We start from the raw sequence: 14,392 nt of genomic DNA, 5'->3' as shown, positions 1-14,392 counted from the left end.
CCTACGGAGCCAGCCGGTTCAGGTCGCGCGGGAAGAGGGTGACCTCGCGGACGTTGGCGGCCCCGACCAGCCGGCCGACCCACCGCTCGAGCCCGATGGCGAACCCGCCGTGCGGCGGCATCCCGTGCCGGAACGCCTGCAGGTAGGAGTCGTACGCCGCCGGGTCCTCGCCGCGCGCCCGGATCGCGCGCTCGTAGTCCGACGCCCGGTGCAGCCGCTGACCTCCCGTGACCAGCTCCAGCCCGCGGAAGAGCAGGTCGAAGCTGTTGGACGCACCCGCCGGTCGAGGAGGCGCCCCGGCGCCGTCACGAGACCACGGGTGCGTGTAGAACGGCCGCTTCGCCATCGGGTAGCCCTCGACGGCCAGGAAGTCGCTGCCGTGCTCGGCCAGCGCCCAGGCGCCGAGGGCGCGCTCGTGCTCCGGTGCGAGGTCCGGCTCGTCGGCCGGCGCCCCGACGAGCGCCAGCGCGTCGGCGAAGTGGATCACCGGGACCTCGTCGGGCACCACCGGCAGCGACGCACCGGTGCGCTCCACCGCGGGTCCCTCGGCGGCGACCGCCTCGACCATCCCGGCGAGCACGTCCCGCAGCACCTGCAGCACGTCACGGTGGTCGCGGACGAAGCCGAGCTCGACGTCCAGCGAGCGGTACTCCGCGAGGTGCCGGACGGTGTCGTGCGGCTCGGCACGGAACACCGGGCCGACCTCGTAGACGCGCTCGAAGACCCCGACCAGCTGCTGCTTGTAGAACTGCGGGCTCTGGGCGAGGTACGCCGGCCGCCCGAACCAGTCGACCGGGAACACGTTCGCCCCCGACTCCGTCGCCGTACCCACCACCTTGGGGGTGGTGACCTCGGTGAAGCCGAGCCCGTCCAGCGTGGCACGGAAGCCGCGCAGGGACGCTGCGGCGAGCTGCCAGCGGGCACGCTGGGCCGGGTGTCGCCAGAGGACCGGGGCGTGGTCGAGCAGCGTCGGCAGGGACGCGTCCATGGTCGGGCGCCACAGCTCGACCGGCGGCGTCGCGGCCGGCTCGGTGAGGAGCTCGACGACCGCGTCGGTGACCTCCACGCCGCCGGGTGCCTGGGAGCTGGCGGTGGCGGTGCCGGTGACCCGGACGACCGTCTCCTCCGGGGGCACGTCCGTCCCGGCCGGCAGCACGACCTGGGCCAGCCCGCTGCGGTCGCGCACCACGAGGAAGGTCACGCGGGCCAGCTCGCGGCGCCGGTGCACCCAGCCCTCGAGGGTGACGGTCGAACCGGTCTCGGCGCCGAGCGATGAACAGAGCGATCTCATGATGTCCTCCAAGGGGATGAGGCCCTGGAGGTGTGGGCGGGGGCTAGGTCGCGGTGCCACCACACCTTCGCCGGGCTGGCTCCGTCACGAGGTGCCCGGCCTCTCGTCGGTGACGCCGGACGCGCGGACGCCGCTGCGCTGCCGGGTTGCAGGGGGTGTGTCAGGCCCCGCGGTCGTCGGGGCGACCCTAGGCCGGACCGCCCGCGGGTGCCACGTGTTTTCCGATCGGCGCTCAGTCCCGGGCGGCGGCCCGGGCGGTCAGCCCGAGCACGGCCACGGCTCCGATCGCCGCGACGACGCCGACCTGGGTGGAGGCCGGCTCGTCGGTGAGCCGCCCGACCGCGATCCAGGCGAGCCCCCACGCGGCGGCAGCCGCGAAGCTCCAGCGCGGACCGGTGCGCGCCACGACGACCGCGGCGACCGCGACGACGACGGCGATGACCAGGGCCGCGACCAGCTCGCCCACGAGGGCGGAGGTCTCGACGCCGTCGGCGACGAGGGTGGCGGTGATGTTCGCGCAGGTCGCTACCGCGACCCAGCCCAGGTAGAGGCCGAACGTGCCGTCCACCACGACGCGCTGCACGAGCGAGGGGGCGGGGCCGAGGTCGGCCAGGCGCTGGACCAGCACGCCGAGGACGACGACCAGGGCGACGATGACGAGGACGGACGCCCACAGCCAGCCCTGCTGGGTGACCAGGAGCCAGCCGGCGTTGAGCGCCATGGAGGCGGCGGCGAGCCAGCCGGTGCGTCGCGCGCGCGGGTCCGTGGTCGACGAGGGCAGCCACTGCCACACGGTGTAGGCGGCGAGGCCGGCGTACACCACCGACCAGATCGAGAAGGCCGGTCCGAGCGGCGCGAGCAGGGTGGCGTCGGCGGACAGCGCACCGCCCGAGCTCTCGGCGACGCGGGTGCCGATGACGCCCACACCGACGAGCGTGCCGACGATGCAGAACACCTCCGCGATCGTGACGCCGACCTGGCGGCCGCGGTCGGCGCCGGTCGGCGCGGGTGCGGTGGTGCGCTGCGCGGTGGTCATGCCCCCATCCAACACGGCGGCGGGTGAGGCCGACGTGGCCACAGGCTAGGAGGCGACGAGGTAGCGGTTGGTGTGGTGGGTGACGAAGCCGTGCCGCTCGTAGAGCGCGATGGCGCCGTCGTTGTCGGTCTCCACGTGCAGCAGCGCCGTGGTCGCGCCGAGCGACGCGCCCCAGTCGAGGAGCTCGGACAGCACGGCGGTCGCCAGGCCGCGGCGCCGCTCGGCCGGGTCCACCACGAGCGACTCGAGGAGCAACCAGTCGCCGGAGAGCACCCCGCGCCCGGTCGCGAGGCCTCCGCCCAGCGACACCGTCGCCGACCCCGGCCGCTCGTCGAGGGAGGCAGGGACGTCGGCCGCGACCGCCCGCACCGAACGCAGGGCGCGTGCGACGGACGCGAGCTGGGCGTGCGCGTCGCCGTCGCCCATCGGGGCGAAGCCGAGCGGGGCCAGCGTGTGCTCGACGTCCGAGCCCCGCTGCACCTGCACCAGCGGGGTCTGGTCGAGCGCGTCGTAGAAGCGGCGCACGCCGAAGGCCGCGTCTGCCCAGCCGATGCCCGGCTCGTGCATCGCCAGTGCCGAGTTGCCGCGACGCCGCAGGCGACCTCCGTGCGGGGGAGAGGCTCGCAGCACCCAGCGACCGAGCGCCTCGGTGGTGACCGAGCCCCAGAGGGCCGCGACGTGCTCCTCCACCTCCTGCGGCGAGACCCGCAACCGCACCGAGGCGCGTGGCGGCACCGGCTTGCCGGTCACGACGTCCGCGAGGGGGATGACGACGGGACCAGTGTTCCCGGGCGGCCCGTCCCGGTCGATGGTGAGCGAGTCCGCGTCCCACGCCGTACACGTGCCGAGGACGTCGGTCGCACGTCCGTCGGGCAGGAGGCGGCGTACGACGACGCGCTGGCCCACGACGTGGGGGCCGAGGCGGTGGCGGCCCACCCGCGTCTCGTCCGTCTCGCCGGGGTGGGGTTCTGGCGTGTCGGGCACCCGCCGGATACTAGAGTGGGACGACTGCTCGACCCGATCGGACCACCCCGATCACTGCCCCATCACAGCCGCCTTCAGGAGGACCTGGTGACCTACGTCATCGCCCAGCCGTGCGTCGACCTCAAGGACCGCGCGTGCGTCGACGAGTGCCCCGTCGACTGCATCTACGAGGGCAAGCGGATGCTCTACATCCACCCTGACGAGTGCGTCGACTGCGGTGCCTGCGAGCCGGTCTGCCCGGTCGAGGCGATCTTCTACGAGGACGACACCCCGGAGGAGTGGAAGGGCTACTACGACGCGAACGTGCACTTCTTCGACGACCTCGGCTCGCCCGGCGGCGCCGCCAAGATGGGCGTCATCGACAAGGACCACGAGCTCGTCGCCGCGCTGCCCCCGCAGGAGCACGACGAGTGACCGACCTTCCGCTGGTCGAGGAGGTCGCCGTGCGGCCGTCACGAGACCACCGGAAGGTCTCGCAGCGTCTCCCGGACTTCCCCTGGGACAAGCTCACGACGTACGCCGCCACGGCGCGCGCCCACCCCGACGGGGTCTGTGACCTCTCGGTCGGCACGCCCGTCGACCCCACCCCGGTCGTCGTCCAGGACGCGCTGCGGGCGGCCGCCGACTCACCGGGCTACCCCACGACGATCGGACTCGAGGCGACCCGGCAGGCGGCGATCGACTGGCTGGCGCGCCGCCACGGCGTGACGGGGCTCGGGCTCGACGGCGTGCTGCCGGTGACCGGCTCCAAGGAGCTCATCGGGTCGATGGCGCTCCACCTCGGCATCGGGCCCGGCGACCTCGTCGGCTATCCCGCGCTGGCCTACCCGACCTACGAGGTGGGTGCGGCACTCGCCGGTGCCGACAGCCTGGCCACCGACTCGCTCACCGCGTTCGGCCCCCGCACCCCGCGCCTGCTGTGGCTCAACAGCCCGGCCAACCCGACCGGCCGGGTCCTGCCGCTGGCCCACCTCCGCAAGGTGGTCGAGTGGTGCCGCGAGCGCGGCACGGTGCTCGTCTCCGACGAGTGCTACATCGAGTGCGCGTGGTCCGACGACCCCGCCGAGCGGCCGCTCTCGATCCTCGACCCACAGGTCAACGGCGGTTCGCTCGACGGCATCCTCGCCGTCCACTCCCTCTCCAAGCGGTCGAACCTCGCCGGCTACCGCTGCGCGTTCCTGGCCGGCGACCCCGCCCTCGTCGGGGAGCTGCTCGCGGTCCGCAAGAACCTCGGCCTCCAGATGCCCGGCCCGCAGCAGCGCGCCATGATCGCCGCGCTCGACGACGACGCCCACGTCGACGAGCAGCGCGCGACCTACGCCGCCCGCCGCCTGCAGCTGATGAGTGCCCTCGAGGCCGCGGGCTTCCGCATCGACCACTCCGAGGCCTCCCTCTACCTCTGGGCGACCCGGGGCGAGGACTGCTGGCAGACCGTCGCCGCGCTCGCCGAGCAGGGCATCCTCGTGGCGCCGGGCGAGTTCTACGGCCCGGCCGGGCGCGAGCACGTCCGCGTCGCCTTCACCGCGACCGACGAGCGGGTCGCCGCCGCGGCCGCCCGGCTCTCGGCCTGAGGGCGACTTGTAGGGGTGTCCTGACTCCTCGAGGGGTTTGCAAAGGCCTCCAGGAGCGAGAATCCCCGCTCGAGCGGGGATTCTGCGCAGGCGTCCCAGTCGTCAGTCGAAGACGTCCACGTGGACGTGGTCGCGGTGCTCCAGGATCGCGCGGTCGCCGCGCGAGGACGACGGCACTCGGTAGTCGCTCCACCCGTCGCCCGACCACGAGCCGGCGCGCCAGATGCGGTCGTCGAAGATCACGGTCTTGACGTCGAGGCGGTCGGCGTTGGCGACGAGGTAGGACGCCATCGCCCAGCCGCGCTTCTTGTTCTCGTCGCTGACCGGCCGGAAGAACACGTCGATCGCGCGGCCCTCGTAGTGGGCCGAGCCCTCCATGTGGCCGCTCGACACGCCCCGGGGCTCGAACCCACCGAGGGACAGGGCGCCGAAGCGCTCCTCCAGGTCGCGGCGTACGACGGTGGCGCGCGCCACGAGCCCGGTCTCGTCGAGCTCGTCGGAGGCCTCGTCGGCGTCGCCCGGCACGTCGCACCACAGGGCGGCACGCGAGTTGCCGGTCAGCGCGGAGGCGAGCGCGCGGCCGTCCTTCTCGTGGTCGGCGTACGCATCGGGGAAGCCCGAGCGCTGCACCTCCTGCGCGGCGACGGTGATCTCCATGCTGTCGTAGCCGTCGACCTTCTGCAGCGCGTCGTAGAAGGCGTTGGTCGCGAAGACCGGGTCGGTCAGCTGCTCGACGCTGCCCCAGCCCTGGGACGGCCGCTGCTGGAACAGCCCGACGGAGTCCCGGTCGCCGTAGTCGATGTTGTAGAGCTTCGACTCCTGGTAGGCCGTCGCGAGCGCAATGCTCGCCGCGCGCGCGGGCATGCCCCGCTCGACCGAGATGGCCGTGATGAGGGCGGCGTTCTCGGCCTGCTCGAGGTCGATCTCGACGGTGTGGCCGTCGACCTCGGCGGTGCAGCCGCTGGTGTCGAGGATGGGCGGTACGGCGCCGCGGTCCACGAGCACCACGGCGGTCGCCACGGCTCCGAGCGCGACCACCGCGCCGATGGCGGCCGTGCGGAGGGACGGCACGGAGGCCCTAGTTGGCGTGCAGCGCTGCGTTGAGGGCGATCCCGTCGCCCTTCCACGGCACCGCCTCGATGGCGCCGCTGACCGAGTTGCGGCGGAAGAGGATGTTGTCGACGCCCGAGAGGGTGGCGGCCTTCACGACCGCGGGCTTGCCGTCCATGTCGGTGACGGTCACCTTGGTGCCGGCGGTGACGTAGCAGCCGGCCTCCACGACGCAGTCGTCGCCGAGCGAGATGCCGATGCCGGCATTGGCGCCGAGCAGGCAGCGCTTGCCGACGGAGATGGTCTCCTTGCCCCCGCCGGACAGCGTGCCCATGATCGACGAGCCGCCACCGACGTCGGAGCCGTCGCCCACGACGACGCCCGCCGAGATGCGGCCCTCGACCATCGACGTGCCCAGGGTGCCGGCGTTGAAGTTCACGAAGCCCTCGTGCATGACGGTGGTGCCCTCGGCCAGGTGCGCGCCGAGGCGGACCCGGTCGGCGTCGGCGATCCGGACGCCGGTCGGCAGGACGTAGTCGGTCATCCGCGGGAACTTGTCGACGCCGAAGACCTGCACCACGTGGCCGGGCACGACCGTGCGCAGCTTGGCGCGCACCTGCTCGAAGCCCTCGACCGCGCAGGGTCCGGCGGAGGTCCACACCACGTTGGCGAGCAGGCCGAAGATGCCGTCGAGGTTCACGCCGTGCGGCTTCACGAGGCGGTGGGAGAGCAGGTGGAGCCGCAGCCAGACGTCCTCGGTCGACGTGGGGGCGGCGTCGAGGTCGTCGATCTCGACGAGGCGCACCACGCGGGTGACGCCGCGGAGGTCGTCCTCGCCGCCGTCGAGGTAGGCGAGCTCCTCCGACGGGCCGCCGTCGGTCGCACCGAGGACGGGAGAGGGGAACCAGGCGTCGAGCACGGTGTCGCCGTGCAGGGTCAGGAGGCCGTAGCCGGAGGCAGCAGTCACCCGCACAGCCTACGGAGGTCGCCCCACCCGCCAGGGTGCAGCCCTACTGCCCGGCGCGCCCGTCGATGCACTCCCGGACGAGGTCGGCGTGGCCGCAGTGACGGGCGTACTCCTCGACCATGTGCACCACGATGTCGCGCACCTCGGTGGGCTCGCCGTGCACGTCCACGACGGCGTCGAGGTCCGTGCGCTCGAGCACGTCACGGGCGTAGGCGATCTCCGACTGCCAGAGCGCGTGGCTGGCACGCACGAGGTCGTCGTCGGCGTCGGGGAAGCCGAAGCCGGCGTCCTCCTCCTCGGCCGCGAACAGCCGCGGGATGTCCATCCGCCCCTCGATCACCCGCCGGAACCAGCTCTGCTCGACCCGCGCCATGTGCCGTACCAGCCCGAGCAGCGAGATGTTCGACGGCGGGACGGCCCGGGTCGCCAGCTGCTCCGCGCTCAGGTCGTCGCACTTCAGCGCGAGGGTCTGCCGGTAGTGCTCGAGGTAGCCCACCAGGCACTCCTTCTCCCCGCGCGTCGGCCCCATCTGCATCCGTGGGTCCTGGTCGGTCGGGAGCCACATGCCGTCGTATCCGGGGTTCGCCATGGGGTAACCCAACCGCCACTCGCCCCCGGTAGTCCACCGGGTTCTGGCTGCTGCGGTGCCCTTGTGGCGACCACTTCCCGGTGGGCTACCCGCCAGAGCCCGGTGTACTACCCCGGCTGTGCTCCCGGCGTGATCCTCAGAACTGCCCTGTGGACGACCTGATGGGACGGCGCGGCGGGGGAAGGCTCACGTCGTGTTCACACCCGAGCCGTTCCACCCGTGCCGTCCGCGGCTGGTGGCGCCCACACGTGTGGACCCGGACGGTCTCGCCGGTCCCACTCGCGGACAGGCACGCGGGCCGCACTGGCGTCGTTCGAGCCAGGGGCTGCACGTGCCTGCCGACGTCGAGCTCTCGCCCGAGCAGCGGATCGTCGAGGCCGCAGCCGTGCTGCGCGACGACGAGGCCGTCACCGGGTGGGCCGGGCTTCGGTGGCTTGGCGGAGCCTGGTTCGAGGGTACGGACAGCCAGGGCACGCTGAAGGACATCTCCCTCTTGGCTCGGAGGGACCGGGGTGCCCCACCCGGTGCCACGGTAAGTCAGGAATTCCTCCATCCCGAGCAGATCCTCTGGGACGACTCACTGCCAGTGACGATCGCCGTGAGGTCGGTGGTCCACGAGATGCGTCTCGCGACGACGATCAGTGCTGCCGTGACGGCACTCGATATGGCGTGCTACTCCGACCTCGTGTCGATCGCCGAGGTGGCGGCGTACGTCGAAGCGCTCGGTCCGGTGACCGGGATCCAGCGGGCCAGGGACGCGCTCCCGCTGGGGGACGAGAATTCATGGTCTCCGCAGGAGACCCGGATGCGCGGTGTATGGAGACAAGCGGGGCTCGGCGCCGCCCTCTGCAACAGACCGGTCTTCGCGCTGGACGGGCGCCACGTCGGCACACCCGACCTCATCGGACCCACGCTCGGCCTTCTCGGGCAGTACAACGGCGCTGACCACATCACCTTGGCGGGCACGTCGACCGACATCAAGAAGGACGCTGCGTTCCGTGACGTCGGGCTCGAGCCGGTCACGATGCTCGTCACGGACTGGTCAGATCTCGACGACTTCAAGGCTCGCCTGCGGGCCGCGGCGCGCCGGGCTGCAAGCAGCGGCGCTGCGCGTGCCTGGACCCTCGACGAGCCGGCATGGTGGACCCCGACCCACACCGTCGACCTGCGTCGTGCGCTCGACGAGCATCAGCGAGGACGCCTTCTCCGATACCGACGAACTGCCTGACGTTACAGGCCTGGCGCAATAGGCCTGCCGCGCACGGGTGGGTAGTCCACCGGGATCCGGCGGACACATGCCGGGTACGGCGACCATTTCGCGGTGGACTACCCATCACAAACCCGGTGGACTACCCGCCGCAGGCGACGGGCGCGGGCGCGGCACGGCGCGGGAGGCCAGGTCAACGCTTGACCCGCAGCGGCACCTTCACCGTGCGGCTGGTGCCGTGGCCGTTCGTCGCGCGCACGACGAGGGTGTAGCGACCGGGGGCGAGGGAGCGGCCGCCGATCCGGCTGGACAGGCGGAGGGTGCGGTCTCCGGCCGCGAGCCGCTTGCTCACGCGGGCCATGACCTTCGAGCGTGCGGCCCGCTCGACCTTGATGGTCACCCGTGCGCCCTGCGTGAGGGTGATCCTCACCCGCACCCTTCGCGGCGAGCGGGTGGAGCCGACACGGTGGATGACGCGACGGTTGGTCCGCACCTCCAGGCCCGGCCGGGCCCAGGACACCTTCGTGGTGACCGAGCGGACGGTCTCGTTGCCGGCCGCGTCCGTGACCACCAGCCTCGTGCTGTAGGTGCCGGGTCGTTCGTACGTGTGCCGGACGCTCGCGCCCGGCTCGGCGCGGACCTCGCTGAACTGCCATGCTGCCGAGACGGGCCCCCACGCGTCGGAGGCGGTCACCGAGTACGTCACCGGGCGGCCGGTCCGGGCCCTGACCGGGGCCGTGAGGGAGTCGATGCTCGGAGCGACGGCGTCGAAGGTGCGGGTCTGCACCGTGCCTGCGGCTCCGCCGGTGACCCACGCGGCGACCACGTCCCCGCGCGCGCCCAGGGCCACCCGCGGGCCTGGAGAGGGGGCTGTCGTCTCGCCGACCGGTCCGGTCAGGTCGTCGACGGCGACCCAGCCCTGGCCGGCGGGTCGGCGGGCGACCTGGACGAAGGGCCGTCCCGCCGCGTCCCGGTTCGCCCACGTAGCCGCCGTGCTGCCCGCCGCGTCGACGGCCAACGAGACGTCCGAGGCAGTACCCGAGACGGGGTGGAAGGAGGTCGCGGCGCCCCAGGCGCCGTTCACCCGATCGCCGTGCGCGACGTACGAGCCGGCCGCGGCCTCCTGGACCCACGCCGCGGTCACCCGGCCGTCTGGCAGCGCGACGAGCGACGCCTCCCGGACATCGCCCGACACCACGGTCTCGGGTGCCGTCCAGACGCCGCCAGCGGGGCGCCGCGCACTCGCGAGCCTGCCGCCGACGACGGTCGCGTCGGGCCACGCCACCGTCGTGGTGCCGTCGGATGCGACGGCCGCGACGGGCTTCCCAAGGTCGGCGGCCGATGCCAGCTCCGCCGGCTGCTCCCAGGCACCACCCGCGGTCCTCGTCGCGACACCGACCCGGTCGGTGATGGTCGGGATGGCGCCCCGGTCGGAGCTGCGCCAGACCACCGCCACCACCCCGCCCGGTGAGACGTCGAGGTCCACGTCCGCGACGCTCTGGTCGGCGGGCGACACCTCGATCGGCGACGACCAGGTCCCGTCCACGGGCCGGGTCGCGGCCATCGCGAACCCGTCCTCGATCCACGTCGCGGTGGTGGTCCCGTCGGCGGATGCGTCGACATCCAGGTCCAGGCCGGAGGCGATCGCCGTCAGGTTCGAGCTCAGGGCCACGGGCTGCGACCAGGCACCCGCAGCAGACCGGGACGACGCCAGGACCAGGCTGCTGGTCGTGTGGCCACTCGCCCACACGACGGTCACGCGGCCGCCGGGGCCCGCCGCGATCGCGGGCGCTGACACCTCCGCCAGCGAGCCAGCGATCTCGACGGGCGTCGACCAGCCGCCGGGCACGTGCGTGGTGGCGACCAGCCGGTTGCTGAAGACGGAGCCGGACGTCCTCTCACGCGCGACCCAGACCGCGGTCACGGCGCCCGACGTGCCGGCGGCGACGCGGGCGTCCCGCGCCGCATCGGTCGCGGCGGACAGCGTGGTGGTCGGCGTCCAGCCCTCCGGTTCGACCACTGGTGCGGCGACCACCGGGACGGCGGACAACGCTGCGGCGGCGACGGCGAGGCTGACGGTGACGGGCGCGGCGAGGCGCAGGGCAGGTCTCATGTCGTTCCCCCGGGTGCTGGTGGCGGCCGGCGGGCACCGGCAACCGTGTGACGCACCGTACGGCTTGCTTGTTGCTGCAGTCATGCGTCGGCCACGAATCCGATTGGCAGCCCCGCGCCCCCGCGCCGTACGATCGGGGCAGGCGTCTGAGCCGTCATCAGCGGCGAGCCTCGGGAAGAACGGGTACGGCGATCCGGCCGCTGCCCCAGTAGAACCCGACGGGTCCGGCCCGACACAGCCGAAACGAAGCGGGGGCCCCGGGCCCCAAGCGAGGTGGTACCGCGGCAGGGATGTCGTCCTCGTGTCAGTCACGACCGAGACGTACGACGCCCCGCAGGAGAGCACCGATGGCCTATCCCAAGGTGAGCCACACCGACGCGACCACCGTCGCGAGCAGCCCGCGCTTCCCGGAGATCGAGGAGGCGGTGCTCGCCTACTGGGAGTCCGACGACACCTTCCGCGCGAGCGTCGCGCAGCGCGACGCGGGCGACAACGGCGAGAACGAGTTCGTCTTCTACGACGGCCCGCCGTTCGCCAACGGGCTGCCGCACTACGGCCACCTGCTCACCGGCTACGTCAAGGACCTCATCCCGCGCTACCAGACGATGCGCGGCCACCGGGTCGAGCGCCGCTTCGGCTGGGACACCCACGGACTGCCGGCCGAGCTCGAGGCGATGCGCCTCAACGGCATCAAGACCACTGACGAGATCGTCGAGCTGGGCATCGAGAAGTTCAACGAGGCGTGTCGCCAGAGCGTGCTGAAGTACACCGGCGAGTGGCGCGACTACGTCACCCGCCAGGCGCGCTGGGTCGACTTCGACAACGACTACCGCACCATGAACCCCGAGTTCATGGAGTCGGTCATCTGGGCCTTCAAGCAGCTGCACGACAAGGGCCTGGTCTACGAGGGCTTCCGCGTGCTGCCCTACTGCTGGCAGGACGAGACGCCGCTCTCGAACCACGAGCTGCGGATGGACGACGACGTCTACCAGATGCGCCAGGACCCGGCCGTCACCGTCGGCTACGACGTCACGACCGAGGGGGACTTCAAGGGCGTCAAGGTCCTCGTCTGGACGACCACCCCGTGGACCCTGCCGTCCAACCTCGCCGTCATGGTGGGTGAGGACATCGACTACGTGGTCGTCGAGTCGGACGGACCGACCGGCAGCACCGAGCGCTACCTGCTCGCCGAGGCCCGCCTGTCGTCGTACGCCCGCGAGCTCGGCGACGAGCCCAGCGTCACCTGGCGCGGCACCGGCGCCGACCTCGTCGGCCTGGAGTACGCCCCACCCTTCTCCTACTACGCCGGCCACGAGCGCGCCTTCCGCCTCGTGCCCGCCGAGTTCGTCACAACCACGGACGGCACCGGGCTGGTGCACACCGCCGGCGCCTTCGGTGAGGACGACAAGGTCGTCACCGACCGCGAGGGCATCGAGGCGGTCATGCCGGTCGGCAAGGACGGGCGCTTCACGTTCCCGGTCACCGACTACGAGGGCATGCAGGTCTTCGACGCCAACCTCCACATCATCGACCACCTCAAGGCCGCCACGAGGAGCGACGGCGAGACCGGCTCCGTCACCCCCGGCACGGTCCTCGTGCGCCGCGAGACCTACGACCACTCCTACCCGCACTGCTGGCGCTGCCGGCAGCCGCTGATCTACAAGGGCGTCTCGTCGTGGTTCGTCGAGGTGACCAAGGTCAAGGAGCGCCTGATGGCGCTCAACCAGGACATCCGCTGGGTGCCCGAGCACATCAAGGACGGCCAGTTCGGCAAGTGGCTGGAGAACGCCCGCGACTGGTCGATCACCCGCAACCGCTTCTGGGGCAGCCCGGTGCCGGTGTGGAAGTCCGACGACGAGCACCATCCGCGCGTCGACGTCTACGGCTCGTTCGAGGAGATCGAGCGCGACTTCGGCACCCTCCCGCGCGACAAGGACGGCAACCCCGACCTGCACCGGCCGTACGTCGACGAGCTGACGCGCCCGAACCCCGACGACCCGACCGGGAAGTCGACGATGCGTCGCGTCACCGACGTCCTCGACGTGTGGTTCGACTCCGGCTCGATGTCGTTCGCGCAGGTGCACTACCCGTTCGAGAACAAGGACTGGTTCGACAACCACTTCCCAGGCGACTTCATCGTCGAGTACATCGGCCAGACGCGCGGCTGGTTCTACACGATGCACGTCCTGGCGGGCGCCATCTTCGACCGCCCGGCGTTCTCGACGTGCCTCAGCCATGGCATCGTGCTGGGCAACGACGGCCAGAAGATGTCCAAGTCGCTGCGCAACTACCCCGACGTCCGCGAGGTCTTCGACCGCGACGGCGCCGACGCGATGCGCTGGTTCCTCATGTCGAGCCCGATCCTGCGCGGCGGCAACCTCGTCGTCACCGAGCAGGGCATCCGCGACTCGGTGCGGCAGGTGCTGATCCCGCTGTGGAACAGCTGGTCGTTCTTCAGCCTGTACGCCAACGCGGCGAAGGGCGGCGAGGGGTACGACGCCACCTGGCGGACCGACAGCGCGCACCCGATGGACCGCTACATCCTGGCCAAGCTGCGTGACTACGTCGCCGCGATGACCGACCAGCTCGACAACTACGAGGTGGCCGCGGCGTGCGACTCGACGCGCGGCTTCCTCGACGTGCTGACCAACTGGTACATCCGTCGCTCTCGCGAGCGCTTCTGGGACGAGGACGCCGACGCGTTCGACACCCTCCACACGGTGCTCGAGGTGGTCTGCCGCGCCACGGCGCCGCTGATGCCGCTGACCACCGAGGAGGTCTGGCGCGGCCTCACCGGTGAGCGCTCGGTCCACCTGACCGACTGGCCGTCCGTCGACGACCTGCCCGCCGACGAGTCGCTGGTCGCGTCGATGGACACCGTCCGCGACGTCTGCTCGGCCGGCTCGGCGCTGCGCAAGGCCGCCAACCTCCGCAACCGCCTCCCGCTGGCGCGCCTCACCGTCGTCACCGACGCCCACCTCGACGGCTTCGAGCAGCTCGTCGCCGACGAGCTGAACCTCAAGGCCGTCCAGGTCCTCGCGGCCGACGCGCCCGAGGCGGCGTCGTACGGCGTCTCGCAGCGGCTCACGGTCAACGCCCGCGCTGCCGGTCCGCGCCTCGGCAAGGACGTCCAGCTCGCGATCAAGGGCTCGAAGTCCGGTGACTGGTCGGTCGCCGACGACGGCACCGTGACTGCCGGTGGGTTGGCGCTCGTCGAGGGGGAGTACGCCCTCGAGACCGTGGCCGGCTCGTCGGACGACGACACCGCGATCGGCATGCTCCCGCGCGGCGGCTTCGTCGTCCTCGACACGGCCGTGACGCCCGAGCTCGAGGCCGAGGGCACCGCCCGCGACCTCGTCCGCGCGGTCCAGCAGGCCCGCAAGGACGCCGGGCTCCAGGTCAGCGACCGGATCAGCCTCACGATCTCCGGCCCCGACGCCACCCTGGCAGCCGCACGGACCCACGAGGCCCTGATCGCGGACGAGACACTGGCGACCGCGGTGTCCTACGTCGACGCCGCAGCCGTCGACGTGCAGGTCGCCCGGACCTGACCGTCGGGAGGGCGTGGCGACTGGTCGACGGGC

At 72.3% G+C, this 14,392-nt stretch carries 11 protein-coding genes; 4 read left to right on the top strand and 7 right to left on the bottom strand.

What is annotated here, in order from left to right:
• Position 1: 1 nt before the first annotated feature.
• The 3 genes from aspS to AC3A3L_RS11520 form a co-directional block, all read right to left on the bottom strand.
• Complete coding sequence (gene aspS / locus AC3A3L_RS11530) at positions 2-1,291, bottom strand: aspartate--tRNA(Asn) ligase (RefSeq protein WP_487640165.1); 1,290 nt, start codon at positions 1,289-1,291, stop codon at positions 2-4.
• A 232-nt stretch (positions 1,292-1,523) separates the two neighbouring features.
• A complete protein-coding gene (locus tag AC3A3L_RS11525; protein ID WP_487640164.1) occupies positions 1,524-2,327 on the bottom strand; it encodes a hypothetical protein in 804 nt (267 codons plus the stop codon).
• Between the two features lie 45 nt (positions 2,328-2,372).
• Positions 2,373-3,311 carry a GNAT family N-acetyltransferase gene (locus AC3A3L_RS11520; protein WP_487640163.1) on the bottom strand — a complete coding sequence of 313 codons (939 nt, stop codon included), beginning with the start codon at positions 3,309-3,311 and terminating at the stop codon, positions 2,373-2,375.
• 87 nt (positions 3,312-3,398) lie between these two features.
• On the opposite strand from AC3A3L_RS11520, the gene fdxA reads away from it, so the two are divergent.
• Positions 3,399-3,725, top strand: a complete 327-nt coding sequence (gene fdxA / locus AC3A3L_RS11515) for a ferredoxin (protein WP_056604759.1) — start codon at positions 3,399-3,401, stop codon at positions 3,723-3,725.
• Entirely contained in the window at positions 3,722-4,882 is a 1,161-nt protein-coding gene (gene dapC, locus AC3A3L_RS11510; protein WP_487640162.1) for a succinyldiaminopimelate transaminase, read from the top strand. The genes fdxA and dapC overlap by 4 nt, the downstream gene beginning before the upstream one ends.
• Positions 4,883-4,984: 102 nt before the next feature.
• On the opposite strand, the gene AC3A3L_RS11505 is transcribed toward dapC, so the two are convergent.
• Genes AC3A3L_RS11505 through AC3A3L_RS11495 form a run of 3 tightly spaced genes read right to left on the bottom strand, consistent with a single transcriptional unit; the run spans position 4,985 to position 7,488 of the window.
• Positions 4,985-5,953, bottom strand: coding sequence for a VldE C-terminal domain-containing protein (locus tag AC3A3L_RS11505; protein WP_487640161.1), 969 nt, complete (start codon positions 5,951-5,953; stop codon positions 4,985-4,987).
• 7 nt (positions 5,954-5,960) lie between these two features.
• Positions 5,961-6,899, bottom strand: coding sequence for a 2,3,4,5-tetrahydropyridine-2,6-dicarboxylate N-succinyltransferase (gene dapD, locus AC3A3L_RS11500; protein ID WP_487640160.1), 939 nt, complete (start codon positions 6,897-6,899; stop codon positions 5,961-5,963).
• Between the two features lie 43 nt (positions 6,900-6,942).
• Positions 6,943-7,488: a DinB family protein gene (locus AC3A3L_RS11495; RefSeq protein WP_487640159.1), complete on the bottom strand. Its 546-nt coding sequence runs from the start codon at positions 7,486-7,488 to the stop codon at positions 6,943-6,945.
• A 385-nt stretch (positions 7,489-7,873) separates the two neighbouring features.
• Between AC3A3L_RS11495 and AC3A3L_RS11490 the strand changes: the two genes are divergently transcribed.
• Complete coding sequence (locus AC3A3L_RS11490; protein WP_487640158.1) at positions 7,874-8,716, top strand: hypothetical protein; 843 nt, start codon at positions 7,874-7,876, stop codon at positions 8,714-8,716.
• Positions 8,717-8,888: 172 nt separating this feature from the next.
• Here AC3A3L_RS11490 and AC3A3L_RS11485 read toward each other — a convergent pair whose 3' ends face one another.
• Positions 8,889-10,808, bottom strand: a complete 1,920-nt coding sequence (locus tag AC3A3L_RS11485; RefSeq protein WP_487640157.1) for a PKD domain-containing protein — start codon at positions 10,806-10,808, stop codon at positions 8,889-8,891.
• A 347-nt stretch (positions 10,809-11,155) separates the two neighbouring features.
• Here AC3A3L_RS11485 and ileS point away from each other — a divergent pair, with 347 nt between their 5' ends.
• Entirely contained in the window at positions 11,156-14,359 is a 3,204-nt protein-coding gene (gene ileS / locus AC3A3L_RS11480) for an isoleucine--tRNA ligase (protein ID WP_487640156.1), read from the top strand.
• The last annotated feature ends 33 nt before the right edge of the window (positions 14,360-14,392 follow it).

Source organism: Nocardioides sp. Soil_C_8, assembly GCF_057656315.1.
The sequence above is the reverse complement of the archived record's forward strand: the minus strand, read 5'-3'. Positions and strand labels throughout refer to the sequence as shown.